We start from the raw sequence: 23,330 nt of genomic DNA on the forward strand, positions 1-23,330 counted from the left end.
GAACATGGAGCAGGCGGTGAAGCGGGCCGTACGGCATGCGGAGCCGCAGGGCTGACGGCGCTACGTTTCATCCGGCCAGATGGCCAGGGTGCGGGCTTCGTCCTCGTCGACCAGGGTGAGGCGGGCGCCGGGGATTGTGCCGTACTCGCCGATCCAGCGGACGAACTTGGCGCGGGCGACTTTTTCGTCCGACCACCAGCCGTGGGCTACCGGGCGGTCGACGGCGATCAGGGTGAGGTGGTAGCGCTCAGGGGCGCTCACGGCGTTCCCTCGCCCGGTGGGCCGTCAGTTTCAACTCGCCGTTGCTGATGGAGCGCACGGTGAGGTGAGTCCGACCTTGTCGGCTGCCTCCTGTAGTTCGTTGAGGATGCCTTTCCAGGTGGTCGGCAGGTGGGGCTGCGGTGGATGGGTGATGAGGGCGTGCTCGAAGCAGAGATCTACCCAGCGCGGTCCGTGTTCGGGGTCGTCGTGCATGCGGGCGCTGGAGCTCTTCCTCTCGCACAACAGCGAGCAGGGCAGCATGCGGTGGATGCGGTCGAAGCGTTCGCGGTCGGTCGGCTCGGTCGGCGCAGGGTCCAGCGCGGACAGGTCGACGCGCCGCTGTCGCAGCAGCTCGCCCAGGTCCATGTGGTCGCGCACGGGGCCTCCTCGATGTTCAGGTGGCAGCCTACTGTCTAGAATCGAACATGTGAACGATCCTGGCCCGTCCAGACTCGCCCTGCTCCGCTTCCTGGAGCGCGTGCAGGAACGGGACCTGGCCCGCACCCGCCGCTGGATCGCCGACGAAGAGCGCCGCGAGGCCGAACGGCGGCGCGGCCTGAAAGCCCGCCCGTCGGCGCCGCAGTGGCTGATCGATGTGGGGCTCAACCCGAAGGCCCCGCCGCTGTTCGTGCACGTGGGGGACTGCTGGATGGCGGGCAAACGCAACCGTGCCGTCAGCCGGGAGCAGGCCCGGCGGGCGCTCGCCGACGGCGTGAAGGCCTGCCGGCAGTGCCAGCCCGATACGGCCCTGGGCATGCTGGACTAGGCGCTCCGCGGCCGGCGCCCCGACGTCTTCTTCGCGGCGGCCTTCTTGGTGGTCTTCTGCGCGGTCGCCTTCTTGGCCGTTTGCTTCTTTGCCGTCGTCTTCTTGGCGGCGCTCTTCTTCTTCGGCAGCTCGTGCACCTCAGCATGGCCCTCGCCGCGGGAGGCCTGCGCCTTGGTCACGGACTCCTTCAGGGCGGCCATCAGGTCGAGCACCTTGCGGCCCGTCTCGGCAGGGCCGTCCGGGGCGAGGGCAGGACGGGCGTCGAGGTCACCGCGGCTCGCCGGGGGCGTCGGGAGCGGTGTCGGGAATCCTGGTCGCGCAGCCGAAGCAGAAGGACACCGGGTCGGGCCCGCTGGCGCTCCGGATGCCGTCCACGAGAAGTTCTCGCTGGCACCGGGGGCAGGCGCGGACCCGGACGCCGTCGTTGTGGAGGCTTTGGAGCAGGTACTCGACGATGAGGTACTTGGTCGCCTCATTGGTGTTGCAGAAGAGGCACCGGTTCCGCTCACCGTCGGCGATCATGGCGAGCTGTCCGCAGCTGTAGCAGGCAACCGTGCGTTCCTCGTGACCGGTCAGGTCGGGTTGCAGTCGCCGCATCCGCTCCGTGACGAAGGCGTGGATGGAGCTGAGCCCGTCGCGGATCCGGCCCACGTCCGACGCGATGGCCGCCACCTCCGCCAGCGAGAAACCGGGAAGCAGGACGTCGTCGAGGAAGCGGACCAGGAAGTCGAGCACCCGGCCGGCGCGGGCTTCGACCGCGCGGGCGTCGTGGGACAGGCCGAAGTGCTGCAGGGCGTTGCGGTCCCGAGCGAGGTCCTTGAGCGCGGAATCCGCCTGGTCTGTGATGGAGACGTCGGCGATGTTGCGCAGTCTCGTCACGGCCTCGGTGGTGGTACAGCTCTTGAAGTCGCCGGAGCGGAAGCGGCGTTCAGTGGCCTTGCCAGGGTCGTCGAAGACCAGGCTCCAGTGTTCGCGCACGAGCCGCGCCTTGAGTAGTACCTCTGTGGCGGCCTGCAGGTGGAGCACCGCGTACTTGATGTCCCGGGGACCGACCTCGGCGGCGGTCAGGTGGTGCACGACGCTGACGAGGTAGTCGACGCCGTTGGGGACGGGAGGGAAGTCGAGCCGATGGGGATCGACCTCTCCTGCCGCGCGCACCGTCTCGATCACCCCTGATTCGTCCGTCGGGGCGGGGTCCTGGTCCGGCATCGGCATACGCACAGGATAATTTTCAGTATCCTGTATCTTCCTCCCCCGGGCGTAAGCCCCGGAGAGGATGTGGGCACGTCGTGTGATCTTGGGGCGTGTGGGTGGGGATACGTAGGAGTGGGTGTTCCCACCCGGAAGTATCGGCCTGTAGGCGAAGCGCGTCGCAGGGGTCGGCGAGCCACCCGAGCCCACCGCGGGAGAACGCCGCCGTCGAGGCCGCAGTGAAGAACAAGCTGATCGAGAAGGCGGCCGAGAACATCCCGACCCGGGGCGTGCAGGAGTCCGCCGACCGGTCCTACTCCTCCCGCGAGATCCGCGAATACCTGCGACGGAAGCAGATCCCGCACACCATCCCGGAGAAGCGGGACCAGAGGCGACACCGCCTCCGCCGGGGTTCGTCCGGAGGCCGTGCGCCCGTCTTCGACCGCGAGAAATACAAGGCCAGACACAAGGTTGAGAACCGGATCGGCTTGTTGAAGCAGGCCCGGGGCATCGCGACGCGCTACGACAAGCTCGCCGTCCACTACGAAGCCACCGTCCAACTCGCCCTGATACGGCAAGCATTGTGACCACATCTCAAACACGCCTTAGTGGAGGAAGGCTGCTTCCCTCCAAAGCGTCCCCCGAGAGGGCCAATCGGAGCGGAAACCGCGGGCGGCAAGAGTGAGTGGAGTCCGCTGCACAGCGTTCCTTGATAAGGGCGAAGGTGCGGGCGAGGCGGGAGGCGCGTAACGTTGGGGAGATCGAAAAATTACGCCGCCCTTCTCGCCCGGTTGGCAGCGGCCGTCGCGTCGTCGGTGGGCCTGCGTGGCCGTACAGTGGTGCGTTTCCCCTTTGGGCCCGGAGGCGGGACGGACGGTTAGGTGGTGCGCCGGCCACAATGTGACAGGTGTCCGGCCGCCGGAACGGACCCTAGCCATGAAATTTTCTATTTTCCGGCGCGGGACATCGCGCCGCTCCCATCGGCGACTTCTTGCCTCCTTCGGTGTCCTTGCCCTGGTGGGCGCGTTCACCGTCCCTGTCGCCACCAGTGCTAATGCCGTCGCGCCGCCAGTCCCCGCGCAGGCCACCGTTTCCATCGACACTAGCTCGCCATGGATCGTGGGACAGGAGGTATCGATCGCTTTCACCGTCACCGGGAATATGGGCACTCCGCCCACCGGTAGCGTAACCTGGTCCGTCAAGACGACTCCGTGCCATCACGGCCACGATTGTGACAGCGACCCAATTACCACTCCGCTGACGACCGTGAGCGGAAGTTTTACTCGGGCCACTGTCAGCTACACCCCGCAGAGTCCCGGCACTTCGGAAATCGACGCGACCTACAACCCAGATTCGACGTCGGTTTATCCCGAGACCACCGCCGAGCCGTTCAGCGTTACCACCCAGGCACTGACGTGTGACAATGCCGCGTCACTGCAGACGGCGCCCGCTGGATACACCCTTGTGCGAGGCACTAGTGGCAACAACGTGCTGAACGGCACAGACGGTAACGACATCATTCTCGGAAACGGCGGCAACGACGCGGTGAACGGAATGGGTGGCGACGACCTGGTGTGCACGGGTGACGGTAACGACGTCATTATCACCGGCAACGGCAACGACCAGATCAACGCCGGTGACGGCAACAACTTCATCCGCGCAGGCGACGGCGACAACAATGTGAACAGCGGCCGTGGTAACGACGTCATCACCACCGGCAGCGGGAACGACACCGTCAGCGCAGGAAACGGCAACAACGCCATCAACGTTGCCGCCGGTGACGACCACGTCACCGCCGGGACGGGCAACGACGTCGTGAACGCAGGTGCAGGCGACGACACCGTCGACGCCGGCGCAGGCCACAACATCGTCATCGGCGCCGAACACTGACCGCCTCGCCTAGCCCGTTGAACCCGCGCAGCGCTGACTCACCCAAGCAGCCGAAGAACGTGCATGTAGCAGGCGGTCCCGCCTGCTGGACGGGCCCCCTGAGCGCGGTCGTCCCCCTCTAGGGCCGCTACTCTGCAGGGCGCGGCCTCTGCACCCCTTTTTCACACGGATCGCGGCCTCCTCTTTCCACCGCTGTGGATAGAGGGGGCCGCAGCATCGGTTGTGGAGATGCCGGGGTCTACCGGGCGTTGGGCCGCTCCGGCGGCACGGTCCGTCCTGAATACTGCGCCGGTGAGGACGAGGGGTCGCACTCCGCAGTCCTGGGCCATGTGTGGGCCATGCACCCCCTTGTGGGAGCCCATACTGCCTCCGACCAGCACGTTAGTGCCGCATGCTTGACAGTCTTGAAAACCGTCGTGGCAGCGATGTCACCGTGGGTTCAAATCCCACCGCCTCCGCCCACGTCACAGACGTAGCAGGTCAGAAGGGGTGCCACTCTCCGGAGGGGCACCCCTGACCGTTTCTCGGGCAGCTGGGGTCAGGTCAGGCCGCCGCGTTCGCAGACGAGGCGGGCGACCTCGCGGAGCTTGACGTTGTTCTCCTGGGAGTAGCGGCGCAGGACGTCGAAGGCCTGGTCCTCGGAGAGCCGGTGGCTGCCCATGATGATGCCCATGGCCTCGCCGATGGTGTGGCGGGTGGAGAGGGCCTCTTCCAGCTGGGAGTGCGTGCGGGCGCTGGAGAAGGACACCGCGGCGTGCGAGGCGAGCAGCCAGCCCGCCAGTTCACTGGCGTCGGTGAAGGCGCCGGGCCTGCGGGAGTAGATGTTCAGCGCGCCGAGCTCTTCGTCGTCGGTGTAGAGCAGGAAGCCCATCATGCTGCCGATGCCGAGCCCGTGTGCCTGGGGGGCGAATTCGGGCCAGCGCGGCTGTTCCTGGGTGAAGTCCGGGATCCGGTACACCCGCTCGCCGTCCTTGGTGCGGGCGGCGTTGAAGCACGGGCCCTCGCCCAGCCGCTCCTGGAGCAGGTCGCTGTCGGTGACCAGCTGTTCCGTGGGTGCCAGCGTGAGCACCCGCGTGCCGCGCAGGACGAGGATGCCGGCGGCGTCGCAGCCCTCCACCAGCTCGACGGCCGAGGTGGTGACCCGTTCCAGCGTGGCGTCGACGGACGTCTGCGCCAGCAGGCCCCGGGCCATCGACGCCATCTGCTGCGCGAACCGAGCCCAGTCCATCGTGTCCTCACCTTCCTGCCGGTTTCGACGGAGCCGTACGTTCAGCATTTCACGCGCGCCCCACGGAGCGCGGCGGTCCCTGTGTCTCGAGGCGGGCGACCTGGTCGGCGGCGGTCCCGGCGCGGCGGCGGGCCTCCCGGACGCGCCGGTCGGCGTCGCGGGCCTGCTCGCGCGCCTTTCGCGCGGCCGCCTCGGCCTGATGCTGCTCCTTGTCGAGCCGGCTCAGCTCGTCGGTCACCTCCCTGACGTGCTGTTCGAGCGTCTTCGCCCGTTCCTTTGCGCCGTCCGCGTTCCGGCCGGCCTCCGTGGCCTCCTTCTGGCGGGCCGTGAGCTCCCGTTCGGCGTTCTCGGCCTTCTGCCGGGCCTGATCGAGCCGGCGTCGGCGTTCGGCGGCGGCCTTGTTGTCTTCGCCGTTGTTGTTGCCGCGTCGGGCGGGCCGGGTCTCCTTCCGCCTCCGCTCCGTTCCCGCGGGCCGCGGGCGGGCACCGTCCGCGGCGGCCGGGAACCCCGTGACCTGGCCGAAGGCCTTGACCAGGCGCCCGGTGGCCCACTCCTCGGCGGCGTCGGGGTCGGCGAGCACGGCGTGCAGGATGGTCTCGACCTCGCGCTGGGCGCTCTCGCCGATCGGGTGTCCGGCCCGTTCCGCCAGCTGCCGCGCCTGCCGGGACAGCGCGTCGATCACGACGTGCTGCTGCCGGCTGAGGTCGCGCAGCTGCGCCCCGTCCAGGTCGCGGTGCGCCTGGCGCAGCCCTTCGCCGAGCCGCAGCAGCGCCTCGGTCTCCTCGGGCTGCTCACGGACCAGCAGGTTGCTCGCCCAGGCCGCCAGACCGGGCCGGCGCAGCTTGCCGATCTGCCCGGCGAGCGCGCGGTCGCCGGCCCTGCGGGCCTCGGCCGCCCGCGCGTCACGAGCGGAGGTGAAGTCCTCCGGCCGCAGTCCGTACAGCTCGTCCGCGACTGTTTCCAGGTCCACCGCGTCCCTTCGCGATCGCCGCCACGGTGCGGCGTCTCTCCGCGATCGCCGCCACGGTGTGCCGCGTCCCTTCGCGATGGGCGCCACGGTGCGGCGTTTCCCCGTGATGGGCGCCACGGTGCCGCGTCCCTTCGCGATCGCCGCCACGGTGTGCCGCGTCCCTTCGCGATCGGCGCCACGGTGCGGCGTTTCCACGCGATGGGCGCCACAGCGCCGGGTCTCTTGGCGATGGGCGCCACGGTGCGGCGTCTCTCCGCGATCGGCGCCACGGTGTGCCGGGTACCTTCGCGATCGACGTCACCGAGGCGGGTTCCACGCCCTTCGCTCCCCATGCTGCCGTCTGTCCCGGACCTGGGCACCTCGGGACGCGGCTCCCAGGGCCAGCTCGGCACCCGGCCTCCGGACCAGCTCGGACCAGCCCGGGACCCGGCCCCCCGGACCAGTTCGGCCCCCGGGCCCCGGACCCGCCCGGCCCGGCCCCCGACCCACCCGGGACCCGGCCCCCGGATCAGCCCAGTCGGATCTCCGGGCGGTACATGTCCAGCCACTGGGCCAGGTCGAGCGCCCGTTCCAGACCGCGCCGCCGGGCCTGGTTGTGCACGGGGCCGTCGTGGTGGGCGACGCGGTGCAGGCGCTCACGGTCGACGAGGTCGAAGACCGGGTGGGAGGGCCGGGCCAGCAGATCCTTGGCCTGGTCCTGGAGCGCGACCGCGTACTTGGGGTCCTGCGTGGAGGGGTACGGGCTCTTGACCCTGTCGTACACCGACTTGGGGAGCAGGTCGGCGGTCGCCTCCCGCAGCAGGCTCTTCTCCCGGCCGTCGAACGACTTCAGCGCCCAGGGCGTGTTGTAGACGTACTCGACGAGCCGGTGGTCGCAGAACGGGACCCGCACCTCGAGGCCGACCGCCATGCTCGCGCGGTCCTTGCGGTCGAGCAGGATGCGCACGAAGCGGGTGAGGTGCAGATGGCACATCTGCCGCATCCGGAACTCGAAGTCGCTCTCGCCGTCGAGGCGCTGGATGCCGCCGACGGCGGTGCGGTAGCCGTCGGCGACGTAGCCGTCCAGGTCGAGCGAGTCGAGCAGGCCGGGGCGCAGGATCTCGGCGTCCTGGCCGAAGTGGCGGCCGAACTGCACCAGCCAGGGGAAGGTGCCGCCGCGGCGGGCCTCCTCGTCGAAGAACTGGAGATAGCCGCCGAAGACCTCGTCGGCGGACTCGCCGGACAGGGCGACGGTCGACTGGTCGCGGATGGCCCGGAAGAGCAGGTACAGCGAGGCGTCCATGTCGCCGAGCCCGGCGGGCAGGTCACGGGCCCTGATCACCTTCGCGCGCACCTCGGGGTCGGCGAGCGCCTGCGCGTCGAGCACGATGTCCTGGTGCTCGGTGTGGGCGGTGCGGGCCACGTCGTGCACGAACGGGGTGTCGGGGGTGCCGCGGAGATCGTCGGCGACGAAGTGGTCACTCTGGCCGACGAAGTCGACGGCGAAGCTGCGCACCTTCTCGCCGTGTTCGCCGAGCTGGCGGGCGGCGAGCGCGGTCATGGCCGAGGAGTCGAGGCCGCCGGAGAGCAGGGTGCAGCGGGGCACGTCGGCGACGAGCTGGCGGCGCACGATGTCGTCGAGGAGGGAGCGGACGGTGGCGATGGTCGTGTCGCGGTCGTCGGTGTGGGGGCGGGTCTCCAGCTGCCAGTAGGCGCGGCGGTGGACGCCCGAGCGGTCGACGGTGACGACGGTGCCGGGTTCGACCTCCGCCATGCCCTCCCACACGGCGTGCCGCGGGGTCTTGATCATCGTGAACAGCTCACGCAGTCCGTCCAGGCCGACGCGGGCGGGGGCCAGGGGGTTGGCCAGGATCGCCTTGGGTTCGGAGCCGAACAGGACGCCGTCGGGCGTCGGGTAGTAGTAGAAGGGCTTGATGCCCATACGGTCGCGGATCATCACCAGCTTGTCGTGGCGGCCGTCCCACAGGGCGAACGCGTACATGCCGTTGAGGCGTTCGGCGACCTGCTCGCCCCATTCGAGGTAGCCGTGCAGGACGACCTCGGTGTCGGAGTCGGTGGTGAAACGGTGGCCGCGGGCGGTGAGTTCGCGGCGCAGCTCGGTGAAGTTGTACGTCTCCCCCGAGTACACGAGCGCCACGCTGCCGTGCGGGGTGTCGGCCGCCATCGGCTGCCGGCCACCGGGCAGGTCGATGATCGCCAGCCTGCGGTGCCCGAGGGCCGCGGGGCCCTGCACCCAGGTGCCGCGGTCGTCGGGGCCGCGGCAGGCCATCGTCTCGGTCATTGCATCCAATACGGCTGACTCGGTCCGCAGATCGCGGTCGTAGGAGATCCAGCCGGTGATGCCGCACATGGGGTGCCTCCCGATACGGGTTTGCCGTGGGGGCCTTCCTCACATGCGTTTTCCGCACGCAACGACACCCCGGCGGCGAACAAGATGTAATTGCCATCTATGCGCGAGGGTGCGCCGTGCTCTGGAGATGGTCAACACGGCTGTGACGCGAACGGGCGGGACACCCCGGTGTTTTCGGCCCCACTTTGCTCACGCGAAACCCGAGGACCCCCGTACTGCCGGGCCGCCCCCACCGGATATCGGCCACAGGCAAAAACTTCCCCGGCCCGGGTCCGTACGGGGCGGCGGAACGGTTTCGGGGCCCCGGCGCTCTTCGCTCACATGGAAACGCAGATCCCCCGGACCCCCGCGGTCCTCCTCGGGTGCCTCCTCGCGCCCGCACTCCTGCTCGCCGCCTGCACGGCGTCGAACGGCACGCACACCGGCCGCACCCCGTCACCGGGCCGGACCGGCGTATCGGCGGCCCGCGCGGCGCAGCAGGAGAAGGAGCTCGGTGCCCGGGCGCAGTCGGCTCTCGGCGCCACCGATTCGGCGTTTGCCTCCGGGTTGGAACGCGCGTCGGACGGGCTGTACGTCGACGCGGGTCTCGCTCCGGGCGCGGTGTACCGCCTGACCGTCGTGTGCGTCGGCACCGGAACCGTCGCCATCGACTTCGCGGCGGCGGACGGGGCCGAGAGGAAGCCCGTTCCCTGCGACGGGACCCAGGTCCTGGAGCGCTTCACGGCGAAGCGTGCGCAGCGCGTCGACGTTCCCGGAGTGCACGGCGCCACGGGAATGATGGCCTGGCGTATCGACAAGGTGTGAGCGGGCGCCGCCCGGCCGCTACACCTCGTGATCCCGAGCCAGCCCCTCCCAGTCCACTCCCCGCAGCGAGGCCTCCGCGTCGCAGTCGTGCGGGATGCGGGTGGTGCGCTGGAACCAGATGACCGTGAGGGACGAATAGGAGAGGGCCGGGTCGTGGACGGGCTGCAGGGGAGCGGAGCGGAAGGAGCCGACGCAGGCGACGGGGGGCAGGGTCTCGACCGGGCCGTAGGCGCCGGCGTAGTGGTGGGGGTACTCGCGCGGGGGCGGGACGAGGTGGACCGGGGTGGCGGGGAAGGACCGTTCCGTGGCGCTGAGGAGGCCTTTGATCACCAGGTCGTTGAACGGCTTGCAGGGGTAGCCGTCCAGCCCGCCGTACGTCGACGTGAACCGCACCTCGGCGAGGTCGACGCAGCGGCCGGTGGCGAGGACCACGCGCGTCAGCGACATGGTCCGCACCCCAGAGCGGTCGTGCATGGAGCTCCTCATGGTTCTTGCGCTGCCACGGCCGTCCCGTGGGTCTCACGGCCGGTGCCCCGTCATCCGGGCCGCCGAGGCGATCGTCGCCCGCGCCTCGCGTTCGGTCAGGCCCGCGTTCAGGGCCGCCTCGACCAGCGGATCGACGAGCGCGGACCCGGTGCCGTCCTCGTAGGCACGGCAGGCCGCCCAGAACAGGCGGGTGTTGCGCTGCCCCTCGTGCGCGGCGAGGACGAACTGGACCAGGCCCTGTCCGTGGTCGCCCGCCGCGGCCGGCATGGGGCGCTGCGCGCGCGGTGGCGGCAGCAGCAGCCGTAACAGGGCGGGCGGGCACGCCGCGGGCGCGAGGTGGGCGGTGCCGGGTGCCGCGCCGTAGACGCCGTGCTCGGTGCGGGAGCCGGGGCCGACGAGGTAGCCGCCGGCGCCCCGGATGTCGATGCCGGGGGCGAGCCGGCCGGCGGAGTTGGGCACGACCACGTCCGGCGGGCCGCTCAGCCACAGGTGGCGGCCGCCGCTCGGGGTGATGACGACCACCGTGTCGGGGATCGTGAACAGGTGGCGCAGCGCCAGCTCGCGCAGGGCGGCCGAGGAGTCCGTGCCCACCTTCGTGTCGAGGTCGACGCCGATCAGATGGTGCGGCGGGAGTCCGCACGCGATGCCGTAGCCGGTCGCCCGCGGGGCCGCGGCGAACAGCTCGCGGATCCGGGCCGGGTCGGTCGAGGCGTCGTACACCCCGTGTCCGAGGCGGCCGCACTCGCCGTGGCAGGGCTGCGGTTCGGGGTCGTCGTGGTGGGGGGAGCGCAGGGCCGGGAGCTTCGTCCGGGACAGGGGTATGACGGCCAGTCCGCGCTCGGCGGCTGACAGGGCGTGTGCGAGGGCCAGCGTCGTGGCCTGCCGGTCGGTGGTGGCCATGCCTCTATGTTCGTACGTACGTTCGAAAAAGGGAAGCCGGAATCGGGTGCGACGCGCCCGGGGCGGGGAGGTTGGCCGGAAAAGTGCCGGAGCGGTTCTCCTCTTGCGGCGCTTGGGAATGGAGCGTCCGGACTGTCCTGACATGGGCGTTAGAAGTCGCGTTAGGGGTTTATCGACTTGTCGTAGCACTTGAGGGCGAATCGCGCCTTGCGGGGTGGTTCGCCGGGGATTCGGTGGGCAACTCTGATCACGCGACGTCGTGCACAACACCGAGGCGGTCGGCCAACTGCCCTGGTAGCAGCCGTACTTCACGTACTTCACGTTGGTGTTCTGGAGGAACAACATGGCAAGCATCCGTACGGCCCGCGTCATCGCCGCCGTCTCCGCCCTTCCGCTGGCGGCCGCGCTGTTCACCGGCGTCGCGGCGGCGGACAACGGCGCCATCGCGGACAACGGATCGAACGCGGGTGTGGCGAGCAGCATCGGCAGCGGTGTCGGCCACGACAACAACGGCAACTCGTCCACCACGCAGCAGAACGCGGTCGGCAACGGCGCCTCGAACCAGAGCAACACCGCCCAGGTCAAGGGCTCCGCGTTCACGGCCATCAACCAGGGGAACAGGAACGTCGCCATCAACTTCAGCGAACTGTGGTGAGCCGGCGCCCCTGACGCAGGGGATGCGGGGTGCGCACGTTGGGGTGCAAGGCGTCTGCGCGGCGGTGCTTCGGCACCGCCGCGCAGGCGTTTCGCCCTGTACCGCGGTGACCTTGACAGTGCATCAGATCTGACGGACAGTCAGAAACTCGACAGTCGGAGGTGCGGTCGTGGACGACGAGCTGGGCGCACGGCTGAAGTCCTACGAGGGACGGGCCGCCACCCTCACCGGAACCGGCCGGGACCCCGTCAACCTGCCGATGATCCGGCACTGGTGCGAGGCCATGGGCGACACCAGCCCCGCCTACGCGGGCCCCGGCGCAATCGCCCCGCCCACCATGCTCCAGGCCTGGACGATGGGCGGCCTCGCCGGTCACGAGGGGCGCGCGGCGGCCCACGACGAGATGTTCGCCCTGCTCGACGAGGCCGGCTGCACCTCGATCGTGGCGACCGACTGCGAGCAGGAGTATCTGCGCCCGTTGCACCCCGGCGACGAGGTCACCTTCGACACGGTGATCGAGTCGGTGTCGCCGCGCAAGACGACCAAGCTGGGCGCGGGGTACTTCATCACGACCCGTACCGACGTCCGGGTCGGCCCGGACGTCGTGGGCACGCACCGCTTCCGCGTCCTCAAGTACGCCCCGGCCGGAGCCGGTCCGAAGCGCCCGCCCCGTCCCCGCCCCGTCGTCAACCGCGACAACGCGGGCTTCTGGGAAGGCGTCGGCCGGCGCCGTCTGCTCATCCAGCGCTGCACCGACTGCGCCGCCCTCCGCTTCCCCTGGCTGCCGGGCTGCAACGCCTGCGGCGGCCTCGACTGGGACACCGTCGAGGCGGGCGGCGAGGGGACGGTGTACTCGTACGTCGTCATGCACCACCCGCCGTTCCCGGCCTTCGACCCGCCGTACGCGGTCGCCCTGATCGAACTCGCCGAAGGGGTGCGGATGATCAGCGACGTGGTGGGGGTGCCGTACGACAAGGTGCGCGTCGGCATGCCGGTGCGGCTCGAATTCCGCTCGTACGACGACGAGTTGGTGCTGCCCTTGTTCCGCGCCCGCGAGGAGGCCGCCGTATGAGAGCCGGCGAGGAGCTGCCCCCGCTCGAGATCCCGATCACCCGCACCCTGATCGTGGCCGGCGCCATCGCCTCCCGCGACTACCAGGACGTCCACCACGACGCCGAGCTGGCCCGGCGGAAGGGCTCCCCGGACATCTTCATGAACATCCTGACGACGAACGGCCTGGTCGGCCGCTACATCACCGACCACTTCGGCCCGGCGGCCGTCCTGCGCAAGGTGGCCATCCGGCTGGGAGCGCCCAACTACCCAGGCGACACGATGGTGTTGACCGGCACCGTCGAGCAGGTCGACGGCGACACCGCGACGGTCCGCGTGGTCGGGGCGAACGGCATCGGCAGCCATGTCACGGGCATGGTGACCGTCACCGTCCCGTCGGGAGGTGCGGTATGAGCGTCCGGGGGAAGGACGGCCTCGGCGGGCGCGCCGCGATCGCCGGCATCGGGGCCACCGAGTTCTCCAAGGACTCGGGCCGCAGCGAGCTGCGGCTGGCCGTGGAGGCGGTGCGCGCGGCGCTCGACGACGCGGGGCTGACACCGGGCGACGTGGACGGGCTGGTCACGTTCACCATGGACACCAGCCCGGAGATCACCGTGGCCCAGGCCTGCGGGATGGGCGAGCTGTCCTTCTTCTCCCGGATCCACTACGGCGGCGGGGCAGCCTGCGCGACCGTCCAGCAGGCGGCGCTCGCCGTCGCCGCCGGGGTGGCCGAGGTGGTCGTCTGCTACCGGGCCTTCAACGAGCGCTCGGGCCGCCGCTTCGGCTCCGGCGTGCAGCACCGCGAGCCCTCGGCGGAGGGCGCGGCGCTCGGCTGGGCCCTGCCGTTCGGGCTGCTCACCCCCGCCTCGTGGGTGGCGATGGCCGCCCAGAGGTATCTGCACACGTATGGCCTCACCCCGGAGGCCTTCGGGCATGTGGCCGTGGTCGACCGCGGGTACGCGGCGACCAACCCGGCGGCGTACTTCCACGGCCGTCCCATCACCCTCGCCGACCACGCGGCCTCGCGCTGGATCGTCGAGCCGCTCAGGCTCCTGGACTGCTGCCAGGAGACCGACGGCGGCCAGGCGATCGTCGTCACGACGCCGGAGCGGGCCCGCGACCTGCGCCGTCCGCCCGTCGTGATCGCCGCGGCCGCCCAGGGAGCGGGCCGCGGCCAGGAGCAGATGACGAGCTTCTACCGCGACGACCTCACCGGCCTGCCCGAGATGGACGTGGTGGCCCGCCAGCTCTGGCGCACCTCGGGCCTCACCCCGGCCGACGTGGACGTGGCGATCCTCTACGACCACTTCACGCCGTTCGTGCTGATGCAGCTGGAGGAGTTCGGGTTCTGCGGGAAGGGGGAGGCGGCGGACTTCGTCGCCGGGGACTCGCTGCCGGTCAACACGCACGGAGGCCAGCTGGGGGAGGCGTACCTCCACGGGATGAACGGCATCGCGGAGGGGGTGCGGCAGCTGCGCGGCACGGCCGTGAACCAGGTGCCCGGGGCGGAACAGGTGCTGGTGACGGCGGGGACGGGGGTGCCCACGTCGGGCCTCGTCCTGGCCGCGGACGGCTGAGTCCCCGGGCGGCCCCCAGGGGTCATCCCGCAGTATCCCGGCCCCGCTCGTCCACCTTCAGGAGGTGGAGCCACCTCCACCCCTACAACCTGAGGCGGACCCGGCTTCGGGACCTGCGGCCGATCCGCCGAAGGGGCCCTCGCTCCTAGCGTGGAGCCATGACCACACCCGTCTGCACCCGCGCTTCGAACGCCGCCGCACCGGCGACGCAGACCCTCGCCTACCCGTCGTTCGCGTCGTACGTGAGGGCCCGGCAGCCGGTGCTGCTGCGTACCGCCCGGTCGCTCACCGCGAACCCGAGCGACGCGGAGGACCTGCTGCAGACCGCGCTCACCAAGACGTACGTCGCCTGGGAGCGCATCGAGGACCACCGCGCGCTCGACGGCTATGTGCGCCGGGCACTGCTGAACACCCGCACCTCCCAGTGGCGCAAGCGCAGGGTCGACGAGTTCGTGTGCGAGGACCTGCCCGAGCCGGAGCCCGTGCGCGGCGGGGACGACCCGGCCGAGCAGCAGGCGCTGCACGACGCGATGTGGCGGGCGATCATGAAGCTGCCGGCCCGGCAGCGGGCGATGGTCGTCCTCAGGTACTACGAGGACCTGAGCGAGGTCCAGACGGCCGAGGTGCTCGATGTGTCCGTGGGCACGGTGAAGTCGGCGGTCTCCCGCGCGCTGAGCAAGCTGCGCGAGGACCCTGAGCTGGGACTTGTGCGGTAATGAGCTCCCTTGGTGGCCCCTGAGGGGCCCACCTGGTGGCTATTGGGACCCGACATCTTCTGATCGATCACCCGGGCCCTAGTGACATACCGCGCGGTATGTGCGCAGAATCAGCGCAACCCTTGCCGCCGCGTAGGCAATGTCGCCCCGGGAGGACACCGTGCTGAGCACGATGCAGGACGTACCGCTGCTGATCTCGAGGATCCTGACCCACGGGTCGACGGTCCACGGGACATCGCAGGTGACCACCTGGACCGGAGAGGGCGAGCCGCACCGCCGCTCCTACGCCGAGATCGGGGCCCGGGCGGCCCAGCTCGCGCACGCCCTGCGCGAGGACCTCCAGGTCCAGGACAACGACCGGGTGGCGACCCTCGCCTGGAACAACGCTGAGCACGTCGAGGCGTACTTCGCGATCCCCTGCATGGGCGCGGTGCTGCACACGCTGAACCTCAGGCTGCCCGCCGAGCAGCTGGCGTTCATCGTCAACCACGCGGCCGACAAGGTCGTCATCGTCAACGGCTCGCTGCTGCCGCTGCTCGCCCCGCTGCTGCCCAGGCTGCCCACGATCGAGCACATCGTCGTCACCGGCCCCGGCGACCGCTCCCTCCTGGAGGGCGCCCGTGCGCAGGTCCACGAGTACGAGGACCTGATCGCCGCCAAGCCGACCAGCTACGACTGGCCGGAGCTGGACGAACGCCAGGCCGCCGCCATGTGCTACACATCCGGCACCACGGGCGACCCCAAGGGCGTGGTCTACAGCCACCGTTCGATCTACCTGCACTCCATGCAGGTCAACATGGCCCAGTCGATGGGCCTGACCGACCAGGACACCTCCCTCGTCGTGGTCCCGCAGTTCCACGTCAACGCCTGGGGGCTGCCGCACGCCACCTTCATGACCGGCGTCAACCTGCTGATGCCGGACCGCTTCCTGCAGCCGGCGCCGCTCGCCGAGATGATCGAGTCCGAGCACCCGACCCACGCGGCCGCCGTGCCCACCATCTGGCAGGGCCTGCTCGCCGAGCTCACCGCCAAGCCGCGCGACGTCTCCTCCCTCACCCAGGTCACCATCGGCGGCTCGGCCTGTCCGCCCTCCCTGATGGAGGCCTTCGACAAGCTGGGCATGCGGGTCTGCCACGCCTGGGGCATGACGGAGACCTCGCCGCTCGGCACGATCGCCCGTCCGCCGGCCCACGCGGTCGGCACCGACGAGGAGTTGGCGTACCGCCTGACCCAGGGCCGCTTCCCGGCCGGCGTCGAGGCCCGCCTCACCGGCCCCGGTGGCGAGCGCCTGCCCTGGGACGGCGAGTCCGCCGGCGAGCTGGAGGTGCGCGGCAACTGGATCGCGGGCGCGTACTACAACGGCCCCGACGCCGAACCCCTGCGCCCCGCCGACAAGTTCAGCGAGGACGGCTGGCTCAAGACGGGCGACGTCGGGACGATCAGCTCCGAGGGTTTCCTCACCCTCACCGACCGCGCCAAGGACGTCATCAAGTCCGGCGGCGAGTGGATCTCGTCGGTGGACCTGGAGAACGCGCTGATGTCCCACCCGGACGTCGCGGAGGCCGCCGTGGTCGCCGTACCGGACGACAAGTGGGGCGAACGCCCGCTGGCCACCGTCGTGTTGAAGGAGGGCGCCAGCACCGACTTCGAGTCCCTGCGCGCCTTCCTCGCGAGCGACGTCTGCAAGATCGCCAAGTGGCAGCTGCCGGAGCGCTGGACGATCATCGAGGCGGTGCCGAAGACCAGCGTGGGCAAGTTCGACAAGAAGGTCCTGCGCCGCCGCTACGCCGACGGCGACCTGGACGTCACCAGCCTCTGAGGCTTCGACGGGACGGCACCGACCGACGCGGACGCCGCGTCAGTTGGTGCCGATCCGCGAGAGCAGGTCGACGATCCGGCTCTGCACCTCGGGGCTCGTGGAGCGTTCCGCGAGGAAGAGCACCGTCTCGCCGGAGGCCAGTCGCGGCAGGTCGGCCTGGTCGACCGCGGCGGTGTAGACGACGAGCGGGGTGCGGTTGAGCCGGCCGTTCGCCCGCAGCCAGTCGATGATCCCGGCCTGGCGCCGGTGCACCTGCATCAGGTCCATCACGACCAGGTTGGGGCGCAACTGCCCCGCCAGTGCCACCGCGTCCGCGTCGCTCGCGGCCCGCGCCACCTGCATCCCGCGCCGCTCCAGCGTCGCGGTCAGCGCCAGCGCGATCTCCGCGTGCTCCTCGATCAGCAGCACCCGCGGCGGGTGCTGCTCGCTGTCCCGCGGCGCGAGCGCCTTCAGCAGGACGGCCGGGTCGGCGCCGTACGCCGCCTCGCGCGTCGCCTGCCCGAGTCCGGCGGTCACCAGGACCGGCACCTCGGCGGCCACCGCCGCCTGGCGCAGCGACTGGAGCGCGGTCCGGGTGATCGGACCGGTCAGCGGGTCCACGAACAGCGCGGCGGGGAAGGCCGCGATCTGCGCGTCGACCTCCTCGCGCGAGTGCACGATCACGGGCCGGTAGCCGCGGTCGCTCAGCGCCTGCTGGGTCGTCACGTCCGGCGCGGGCCACACCAGCAAGCGGCGCGGGTTGTCCAGCGGCTCCGGCGGCAGTTCGTCGTCCATCGGCTGAGGCCGGGGCGGGTCCGCGATCTCGACGGCCCCACCGGGTCCGTCCAGCGGCTCGGGCCCCTCGGCGGCGTTCTCGTCCGGGGCCCCTATGGCGTACGACCGCCCGGCGGCCTCGGTCGCCTGAGCGAGCCGCGGCTGACCGGCGAGCGAGGGCTGGGGCTGGGGCTGCGGCTGGGCCTGCGCCGGAGTCTGCTCGGCCGCCGGGTGCGGACGGCCCGTGTGCTCCGGGGCGGCGGGGTCGGTCCGCGTGCCCAGCTTGCGGCGCCGGCCGCCGGCGGCCGGGTTGTGCGGCGCGGGCGTGGCGGAGGCCGGCTGCTGGACCTGCGCGGCCTGCCGGGTGAAGGGCACGCCCTGCCCCAGCGTCCGGACGCTGATCGCCCGTCCCTGCGTGGAGTTGGGGTCGACGGGCGCGCCGGGTGCGGCCGGTGCCGCGGGCGCGGCGGTCGCCTCGGCGGGCAGCGGCTGGGCGGGGCGCGCCTGCGCCTTCGCCGCGGGAGCCTCCGGCGGGAGCGGGGTGGCAGGGGTCTGCGCCGGCTGCTGCGGCGGCACCGGCGCGGGCCGGCCCGGGGCGGCCTCGACCGGGAGCGGACCGGCGGCCTTCTCCTGGACGGGAGCTCCCTGCGCGGGCAGCGGCTGGGCGGCGTTCGCGGCGGGAGCCTGCGGAGTCGGCGCGGCCTTCGCGGGGACCGGCTGGGCGGGGGCCGCCTGCGCCGGAACGGGCATGCTCTCCTGCGCGGCCGCGGGCTGCGCCACAGCACGGCGGCGGCGCCCCGTCGGCGCGCTCGTCGGATGCGGCTGGGGCGGCGTGTGGTCGCCGGACTGGTCGTGCGGCACGGCGTCGTGCCGGCCGTCCTCGGCCAGGACATCGACGGAGGAGTCGTGGCCGGCCTGGCCGGGCACCTGCGCCGGAACGGGAGCCGCCGCCTGACCCGGAACCTGCGGCTGGGCCTGCGCCGCCATGGGCGTCTGCCCCTGCGCCGGAACCGGAGCCTGCGCCGCCACGGCCTCGGACGGACGGTCCGCGTCCGCCGGAGGCAGCGCGAACACCGAGCGGGGAGCCGCCTCCTGCGCCGCGGCGCGGTCCTGCGCGGCGGCCAGGGCGCGGCGCCGGCGCCCGGTCGCCTCGGCCTTCTCGGCGAGCGCCGGCTGGCCGCCGGGAGCGGCGGGAGCGGGCAGTGCCGCGGGCAGGGCGTTCTGCTCACCGCCGCCGTGCCGCGCACGCCGGCCGCCCGGCGCGGGCACGCCCTGCGGAGGCACCGTCCCGCCCAGGCCCGTACCGGCGGCCGCGGTTCCCGCGGAGTTCTCGCCCGCCATGACGACGGCACCCTCGGCCGGCCGCCCGCGCCGCCGCCCGGTGCCACCGGCCACCTCCAGGGCGCCCGCGGTCGAGGCCGCGGCGGCCTCCGACTCCTCGACGGCGCGCCTGCGCCGCCGGCCGGTGGGCGCCACGGCCTCCGGGTCGTCGTGCTCCGCCGGGTCACCGGGCTCCTCGGAGCCCTCGCCGCTCAGGAACGCGTCGACGGAGGAGCGCCGTGCGCGCCGCCGGCCGCCGGCGGTGTGGTCGGACATGCCGTCGTCGGCACCCGAGGCCTGCGCCGGGATCTCGGCCGTCATGGCCCCGGCGCCGCCGCCGATGGGCACCTCGAGCACGTACGCGTTGCCGCTCATGCCCGGCACTTCGTGGGTCTGCAGCACACCGCCGTGGGCGCGCACGATCCCGCGCACGATCGGCTCGTGCACCGGGTCTCCCCCGGCGTACGGCCCGCGCACCTCGATCCGCACGACCTCACCGCGCTGCGCGGCGGCCACCACCACGGTGTTGTCCATGTAACCGCCCGCGGACACGGGCGCGTTGCCGGTCGCGTCGACGCCCGCGACGTCCGCGATCAGATGGGCCAGCGCGCTCGCGAGGCGCTGCGGGTCGACCTCGGCCTCGATGGGCGGCGCGTGCACGGCGAACTGCACCCGGCCCGGTCCGATCAGGTCGACGGCCCCGTCGACACCGGCCGCGACGACCGCGTCGAGCATCACCTTCACACGGGTGATCTGCTCGCTCCCGGCGTCGATCAGCTGATAGCCGAGGACGTTGTCGATGAGCGTGGTGATCCGCGAGTAGCCGGCCGACAGATGGTGCAGCACCTGGTTGGCCTCGGGCCACAGCTGCCCTGCGTCGTCCGCGGCGAGCGCGGCCAGCTCGCGCCGCAGCTCGTCCAGCGGGCCCCGCAACGACCGTCCCAGCAGCGTCAGCAGCTGGTCGTGCCGTGCGGCGAGCGCCTCGTAGCGGTCCTTCTCCCGCTCGCCGAGGGCGGCGTAACGCTCCTCGCCCGCGGCAAGTTCCTCGCCGTGCTGCTCCAGCAGCGCCTCGAGTTCGGTGACGTGCTTCTGGCGCAGGGCGGTGAGCTCGGAGGCGTGCTCCTCGTCGATCCGCTCCAGCTCCTCGGCGTGCCGCTTCTCCAGCTCGGTCTTCTCGTCGGCGAGCGTGTCGTACGGCCGCCGGTCGGCGAAGGTCATCACGGCGCCGACGAGCTGGTCGCCGTCGCGCACGGGCGCGGTGGTCAGGTCGACGGAGACCTTCTCGCCGCCCTTGGCGAACAGCACCTGCCCGCGCACCCGGTGCTTGCGCCCGGAGCGCAGGGTGTCCGCGAGCGGCGACTCGGAGTACGGGAAGGGAGAGCCGTCGGGGCGCGAGTGCAGCACCAGGTCGTGCAGTTCCTTGCCGCCCAGGTCGCTCGCCCGGTACCCCAGGATCTGCGCGGCGGCCGGATTGACGAGCACGATCCGCCCGTCGGTGTCCGTCCCGACCACGCCCTCGGAGGCGGCCCGCAGGATCATCTCGGTCTGCCGCTGCGAACGCGCCAGCTCCGCCTCGGTGTCCACGGTCCCGGTCAGGTCCCGTACGACGAGCATCAGCAGCTCGTCGCCGCTGTAGCCGTAACCGTCGTAGGCCTGCTGGCCGTTCTCGAGATTGGCGCTGGTGACCTCGACGGGGAACTCCACCCCGTCGGTCCGCCGCGCGATCATCCGCGTCGGCTTGGTCCGCCCGGCGGGGTCCATGTGGTCGGGCCGGCGCATGGAGCCGGGGATCAGCTTGGAGTCGAACTGCGGCAGCAGGTCGAGCAGTCCCCGGCCGACGAGTGCGGTCCCGGGCGCTTCGAACGCCTCGAGCGCGATGGTGTTCGCGTTGACGACGGTCCCATTGGCGTTGACCAGCACCAACGCATCGGGAAGCGCGTCCAGTATGGCTGCGAGGCGAGCAGCGCCTCGGGATGGCCTGCTGCTCACGAGACGCTTCCTCCCTGTTACCGCACCTTGCCGACCGCTCGGGCCATCTTGCCAACCTGCCCGCGACGTGTCACGCGAGGGAGTCTACGGGCACTGCTCGCGGTCGCGGCGGCGGATGAGAGGGAGGTCGCACGAGGAAGTGAAGTAGAACGTGTGACCGCATCCCCTGGCCTGCGCGCCTTGCCTGCCCTTGACTCCAGGGGCACGAGCCGGCCACGCCGCCTCCACGACTTCGTCCCCACGGCAGCGTCTTGATCGCCGTGTCCCCACGGCAGCCCGCCTGTTTCTACGGCAGCCCGTGCGGCCGCAGATCGGGCAGCAGCGGCACGAGCCGGTCCCAACGACCGATCTCGCACCCGTCGCTGCGGTCGTACGAGGCGTCGACGGGCCGCCCGGCCCAGCTTCCGGTGACATGCGCGGTGGCGGGCCCGCCGTACTGCATGGTGCAGATGCTGTCGTCGGGCACGGGCGCGAAGGTGTCCTTGCCCCACGTCGTGCCGCGGTCGAGCGCCGCGCAGGCGGCGTCGGCGTCGGGGTGGGTGCCGCCCCCGGGATGGCAGTGGAGCTCGTACGTCCCGTCGGCATCGTCGCCGGCGTGCCGGACCGTGACGGTGAGGTGGTCACCGGCCTGGTCGTCGCTCTGCACGGGCGGCGGCGCGAGGGCCGGCCGGACGGCGTCGGCGTGCGCGGCGGCGGGCAGGACAGAGGGCACGACGGAGGCGGCGGCGGAGGCGGCGACGACCAGGAACCGGGCGAGCGACATGACCTGACTAACGCGTCACCCACCAGGACGTTGCGCGCACCGCCTCACCGGGAAGGGCTTTGCCCTGCGGCCCGCCTGCCTAGTACCGTAGGAGCCGATTGGTGACACCACGCTCGACTGTGTCATCATCTGCACGCACCACTCGCGCTCGCGCGGGCGGCTGTGCTGGAGGCGTCGCCTAGTCCGGTCTATGGCGCCGCACTGCTAATGCGGTTTGGGTTTTAAAGCCCATCGAGGGTTCAAATCCCTCCGCCTCCGCTCCTGATCGACATGATCACCGAAGCCCCGGTCCACTCGACCGGGGTTTCGTCGTTCTCGCAGGTCACAAGGGGTGCGGCAAACGGATTTCACATGGCGGCGGCAGTCATGTAATGTTCTTCCTGTCGCCGCGAGCGGGCCAAAGTCCCGGGAACGGCAGAAAACAAAACAAGCACTCGTAGCTTAACGGATAGAGCATCTGACTACGGATCAGAAGGTTGCAGGTTCGAATCCTGCCGAGTGCACACAGATGAGAGGCCCCGCAGTGATGCGGGGCCTCTTGCGTTGCGGGGCGTGTCCGGTTCGGGCGTGGCTTTGTGGATCGCCTGGGCACAGATGAGAGGCCCCGGACGGGTCCGGGGCCTCTCCATGGCTACGCGATGCGAATCCTGTTGCTCATCGACCCTAATCGCAGTGTGAGCCCACTGGGGCCACTTGTGCGCCCGGGTTGCCCTCGCCGTTGAGGAGGTTGCCGCCCAGCCCGTTGAGGATGCCGACCTGGCCCAGGATGTCGATGTTGAAGTCGTGGGACTTGCATCCGCCGCCACCATGCATGGCTTCTGCGCCCTGGGCGCTTGCGGTGCCGGTGCCTATGAAGCCGACGAGAGCGATGACGGCGGCTGCGACAGCCGCCTTGGGGAGCTTGCGCATTTCTCCTCCTTGGGTTGGGTCGAGCGCACCGTCGAAAGATCCACTTCACAAAGATCCACTTTGCGCTCATTTCGGAGGCTAGTCCGATATGTTCCAAGGCGCTCTTCGAGGCTGCCATCCGTGCCACAGGCTCGGCCAGTTGGCTCTCAGGGCGTGGAGAGGGGTGGGGGCGGAAGCGTGTCGCGCCGTCAGGCGTAGGTCCAGCGCCAAGCGTTCGAGCTGTAGGTGCACCTGATCGCCGAGCCGCCGGCGGTGGTCGTGACGGCTCCGTGGTCGCTGCTGCGGCAGAACTGCCCCGCCGAGTAGCAGTTGCCCGCGTTGGAGACGATCGAGCAGGTGTCGGTCCTGCCCCGGCTTCCGCCGCCGCTGCTCCCGGTGCTTCCGCCGGACGTGCCCGCGGCCCTCGCGGTGGCCGTTCTCGTGACGGTGACCGTGGGGCGGGGCTTCGGCTTGGCCGTGACGGTCTCGGTGACCGTCGGCCCGGGCTCGGGTGTGGCCGTCACCGTCGCGGTGACGGTCGTCGTCGCCGGCTCGGCCTTGGTCTCGACGGCCTGCCGGTCTCCGCCGCCGCAGCCGGTCGCGGTGAGTATCAGGCTCGCGACGAGCAGACCCGCGCTGCCGCTGGTCAGTGACGTGCGGTTGGAGGCTGCCGTCGCTCGGGAGCTACGCCGCCTCGGCCAGCCGGCGGAACGCCTGCGTGGTGCGCGGGTGGGCGATCTCGTCCAGGACGTGGCGCCACTCGGGGTCGGACAGGGCCGCGTGGGCCGTGTCCCAGGCGGTCAGGAAGGGAGCCAGTTCGCTCTCGTCCGGGCCTGTGACCAGGTTGTTCAAGGTGGGGCTCGGCCGGGAGGACTGCTGCGGCTTCATGGGAGTCTCCCTTCGGAGAGTGTGGCTGCGAGTGTCGGTTCGTGGCTTCTACGATGCCCCCACCGC

24 protein-coding genes and 2 tRNA genes are annotated in these 23,330 nt (G+C 71.3%); 12 read left to right on the plus strand and 14 right to left on the minus strand.

Annotated elements, in window-relative coordinates; genetic code table 11:
* Nucleotides 1–60: 60 nt before the first annotated feature.
* Together ACGFYN_RS16200 and ACGFYN_RS16205 are read right to left on the minus strand one after the other, a co-directional pair.
* Complete coding sequence (locus ACGFYN_RS16200) at nucleotides 61–261, minus strand: hypothetical protein (protein ID WP_393866462.1); 201 nt, start codon at nucleotides 259–261, stop codon at nucleotides 61–63.
* Between the two features lie 30 nt (nucleotides 262–291).
* Nucleotides 292–639, minus strand: coding sequence for a hypothetical protein (locus tag ACGFYN_RS16205; RefSeq protein ID WP_393866463.1), 348 nt, complete (start codon nucleotides 637–639; stop codon nucleotides 292–294).
* Nucleotides 640–688: 49 nt separating this feature from the next.
* Here ACGFYN_RS16205 and ACGFYN_RS16210 point away from each other — a divergent pair, with 49 nt between their 5' ends.
* Nucleotides 689–1,027, plus strand: a complete 339-nt coding sequence (locus ACGFYN_RS16210; RefSeq protein WP_393866464.1) for a DUF6233 domain-containing protein — start codon at nucleotides 689–691, stop codon at nucleotides 1,025–1,027.
* On the opposite strand, the gene ACGFYN_RS16215 is transcribed toward ACGFYN_RS16210, so the two are convergent.
* Nucleotides 1,024–1,227 carry a hypothetical protein gene (locus ACGFYN_RS16215; RefSeq protein WP_393866465.1) on the minus strand — a complete coding sequence of 68 codons (204 nt, stop codon included), beginning with the start codon at nucleotides 1,225–1,227 and terminating at the stop codon, nucleotides 1,024–1,026. The genes ACGFYN_RS16210 and ACGFYN_RS16215 overlap by 4 nt on opposite strands.
* Before the next feature lie 67 nt (nucleotides 1,228–1,294).
* Nucleotides 1,295–2,242 carry a hypothetical protein gene (locus tag ACGFYN_RS16220; RefSeq protein ID WP_393866466.1) on the minus strand — a complete coding sequence of 316 codons (948 nt, stop codon included), beginning with the start codon at nucleotides 2,240–2,242 and terminating at the stop codon, nucleotides 1,295–1,297.
* A 215-nt stretch (nucleotides 2,243–2,457) separates the two neighbouring features.
* Between ACGFYN_RS16220 and ACGFYN_RS16225 the strand changes: the two genes are divergently transcribed.
* Both ACGFYN_RS16225 and ACGFYN_RS16230 read left to right on the plus strand, forming a co-directional pair.
* Nucleotides 2,458–2,805, plus strand: coding sequence for a transposase (locus ACGFYN_RS16225; protein WP_393866467.1), 348 nt, complete (start codon nucleotides 2,458–2,460; stop codon nucleotides 2,803–2,805).
* A gap of 349 nt (nucleotides 2,806–3,154) precedes the next feature.
* Nucleotides 3,155–4,108, plus strand: coding sequence for a calcium-binding protein (locus tag ACGFYN_RS16230; protein ID WP_393866468.1), 954 nt, complete (start codon nucleotides 3,155–3,157; stop codon nucleotides 4,106–4,108).
* A 538-nt stretch (nucleotides 4,109–4,646) separates the two neighbouring features.
* On the opposite strand, the gene ACGFYN_RS16235 is transcribed toward ACGFYN_RS16230, so the two are convergent.
* From ACGFYN_RS16235 to asnB, 3 genes are all read right to left on the minus strand, one after another.
* On the minus strand, nucleotides 4,647–5,336 hold the full coding sequence (locus ACGFYN_RS16235) for a GAF and ANTAR domain-containing protein (protein ID WP_393866469.1): 690 nt from the start codon (nucleotides 5,334–5,336) through the stop codon (nucleotides 4,647–4,649).
* A gap of 49 nt (nucleotides 5,337–5,385) precedes the next feature.
* Nucleotides 5,386–6,306, minus strand: coding sequence for a hypothetical protein (locus tag ACGFYN_RS16240; protein ID WP_393866470.1), 921 nt, complete (start codon nucleotides 6,304–6,306; stop codon nucleotides 5,386–5,388).
* 508 nt (nucleotides 6,307–6,814) lie between these two features.
* Complete coding sequence (gene asnB / locus ACGFYN_RS16245) at nucleotides 6,815–8,656, minus strand: asparagine synthase (glutamine-hydrolyzing) (protein ID WP_393866471.1); 1,842 nt, start codon at nucleotides 8,654–8,656, stop codon at nucleotides 6,815–6,817.
* 321 nt (nucleotides 8,657–8,977) lie between these two features.
* On the opposite strand from asnB, the gene ACGFYN_RS16250 reads away from it, so the two are divergent.
* Nucleotides 8,978–9,460 carry a hypothetical protein gene (locus ACGFYN_RS16250; RefSeq protein WP_393866472.1) on the plus strand — a complete coding sequence of 161 codons (483 nt, stop codon included), beginning with the start codon at nucleotides 8,978–8,980 and terminating at the stop codon, nucleotides 9,458–9,460.
* Between the two features lie 18 nt (nucleotides 9,461–9,478).
* Here ACGFYN_RS16250 and ACGFYN_RS16255 read toward each other — a convergent pair whose 3' ends face one another.
* Both ACGFYN_RS16255 and ACGFYN_RS16260 read right to left on the minus strand, forming a co-directional pair.
* Nucleotides 9,479–9,934: a hypothetical protein gene (locus tag ACGFYN_RS16255; protein ID WP_393866473.1), complete on the minus strand. Its 456-nt coding sequence runs from the start codon at nucleotides 9,932–9,934 to the stop codon at nucleotides 9,479–9,481.
* A gap of 45 nt (nucleotides 9,935–9,979) precedes the next feature.
* On the minus strand, nucleotides 9,980–10,846 hold the full coding sequence (locus ACGFYN_RS16260; RefSeq protein WP_393866474.1) for a bifunctional DNA primase/polymerase: 867 nt from the start codon (nucleotides 10,844–10,846) through the stop codon (nucleotides 9,980–9,982).
* A 343-nt stretch (nucleotides 10,847–11,189) separates the two neighbouring features.
* On the opposite strand from ACGFYN_RS16260, the gene ACGFYN_RS16265 reads away from it, so the two are divergent.
* The 6 genes from ACGFYN_RS16265 to ACGFYN_RS16290 all read left to right on the plus strand — a co-directional run bounded on the left by ACGFYN_RS16265 (nucleotide 11,190) and on the right by ACGFYN_RS16290 (nucleotide 16,663).
* Nucleotides 11,190–11,501, plus strand: a complete 312-nt coding sequence (locus ACGFYN_RS16265) for a hypothetical protein (protein ID WP_393866475.1) — start codon at nucleotides 11,190–11,192, stop codon at nucleotides 11,499–11,501.
* A gap of 169 nt (nucleotides 11,502–11,670) precedes the next feature.
* Nucleotides 11,671–12,573: a bifunctional MaoC family dehydratase N-terminal/OB-fold nucleic acid binding domain-containing protein gene (locus tag ACGFYN_RS16270; RefSeq protein ID WP_393866476.1), complete on the plus strand. Its 903-nt coding sequence runs from the start codon at nucleotides 11,671–11,673 to the stop codon at nucleotides 12,571–12,573.
* The gene (locus ACGFYN_RS16275; protein WP_393866477.1) at nucleotides 12,570–12,965 is read left to right on the plus strand and encodes a MaoC family dehydratase; all 396 of its coding nucleotides are present in this window, start codon (nucleotides 12,570–12,572) and stop codon (nucleotides 12,963–12,965) included. The genes ACGFYN_RS16270 and ACGFYN_RS16275 overlap by 4 nt, the downstream gene beginning before the upstream one ends.
* Nucleotides 12,962–14,128, plus strand: coding sequence for a lipid-transfer protein (locus ACGFYN_RS16280; protein WP_393866478.1), 1,167 nt, complete (start codon nucleotides 12,962–12,964; stop codon nucleotides 14,126–14,128). The genes ACGFYN_RS16275 and ACGFYN_RS16280 overlap by 4 nt, the downstream gene beginning before the upstream one ends.
* Before the next feature lie 158 nt (nucleotides 14,129–14,286).
* Entirely contained in the window at nucleotides 14,287–14,844 is a 558-nt protein-coding gene (locus tag ACGFYN_RS16285; RefSeq protein WP_393866479.1) for a SigE family RNA polymerase sigma factor, read from the plus strand.
* 139 nt (nucleotides 14,845–14,983) lie between these two features.
* Nucleotides 14,984–16,663, plus strand: coding sequence for a long-chain fatty acid--CoA ligase (locus ACGFYN_RS16290; RefSeq protein ID WP_393866480.1), 1,680 nt, complete (start codon nucleotides 14,984–14,986; stop codon nucleotides 16,661–16,663).
* Nucleotides 16,664–16,702: 39 nt separating this feature from the next.
* On the opposite strand, the gene ACGFYN_RS16295 is transcribed toward ACGFYN_RS16290, so the two are convergent.
* Nucleotides 16,703–20,725 carry a PAS domain-containing protein gene (locus tag ACGFYN_RS16295; protein ID WP_393866481.1) on the minus strand — a complete coding sequence of 1,341 codons (4,023 nt, stop codon included), beginning with the start codon at nucleotides 20,723–20,725 and terminating at the stop codon, nucleotides 16,703–16,705.
* A gap of 286 nt (nucleotides 20,726–21,011) precedes the next feature.
* A complete protein-coding gene (locus ACGFYN_RS16300; protein WP_393866482.1) occupies nucleotides 21,012–21,488 on the minus strand; it encodes an SSI family serine proteinase inhibitor in 477 nt (158 codons plus the stop codon).
* 167 nt (nucleotides 21,489–21,655) lie between these two features.
* Between ACGFYN_RS16300 and ACGFYN_RS16305 the strand changes: the two genes are divergently transcribed.
* Nucleotides 21,656–21,746: transfer RNA gene (locus ACGFYN_RS16305), tRNA-Ser, on the plus strand.
* A gap of 172 nt (nucleotides 21,747–21,918) precedes the next feature.
* A tRNA-Arg gene (locus tag ACGFYN_RS16310) sits at nucleotides 21,919–21,991 on the plus strand.
* A 160-nt stretch (nucleotides 21,992–22,151) separates the two neighbouring features.
* Here ACGFYN_RS16310 and ACGFYN_RS16315 read toward each other — a convergent pair.
* The 3 genes from ACGFYN_RS16315 to ACGFYN_RS16325 all read right to left on the minus strand — a co-directional run bounded on the left by ACGFYN_RS16315 (nucleotide 22,152) and on the right by ACGFYN_RS16325 (nucleotide 23,264).
* Complete coding sequence (locus ACGFYN_RS16315; protein ID WP_393866483.1) at nucleotides 22,152–22,397, minus strand: hypothetical protein; 246 nt, start codon at nucleotides 22,395–22,397, stop codon at nucleotides 22,152–22,154.
* A 188-nt stretch (nucleotides 22,398–22,585) separates the two neighbouring features.
* A complete protein-coding gene (locus ACGFYN_RS16320) occupies nucleotides 22,586–23,026 on the minus strand; it encodes a hypothetical protein (RefSeq protein ID WP_393866582.1) in 441 nt (146 codons plus the stop codon).
* A gap of 34 nt (nucleotides 23,027–23,060) precedes the next feature.
* Nucleotides 23,061–23,264 carry a hypothetical protein gene (locus ACGFYN_RS16325; protein ID WP_393866484.1) on the minus strand — a complete coding sequence of 68 codons (204 nt, stop codon included), beginning with the start codon at nucleotides 23,262–23,264 and terminating at the stop codon, nucleotides 23,061–23,063.
* Nucleotides 23,265–23,330 lie beyond the last annotated feature (66 nt).

The sequence above is a fragment of the Streptomyces sp. NPDC048419 genome, assembly GCF_043200415.1.
Classification (GTDB): Bacteria; Actinomycetota; Actinomycetes; order Streptomycetales; family Streptomycetaceae; genus Streptomyces.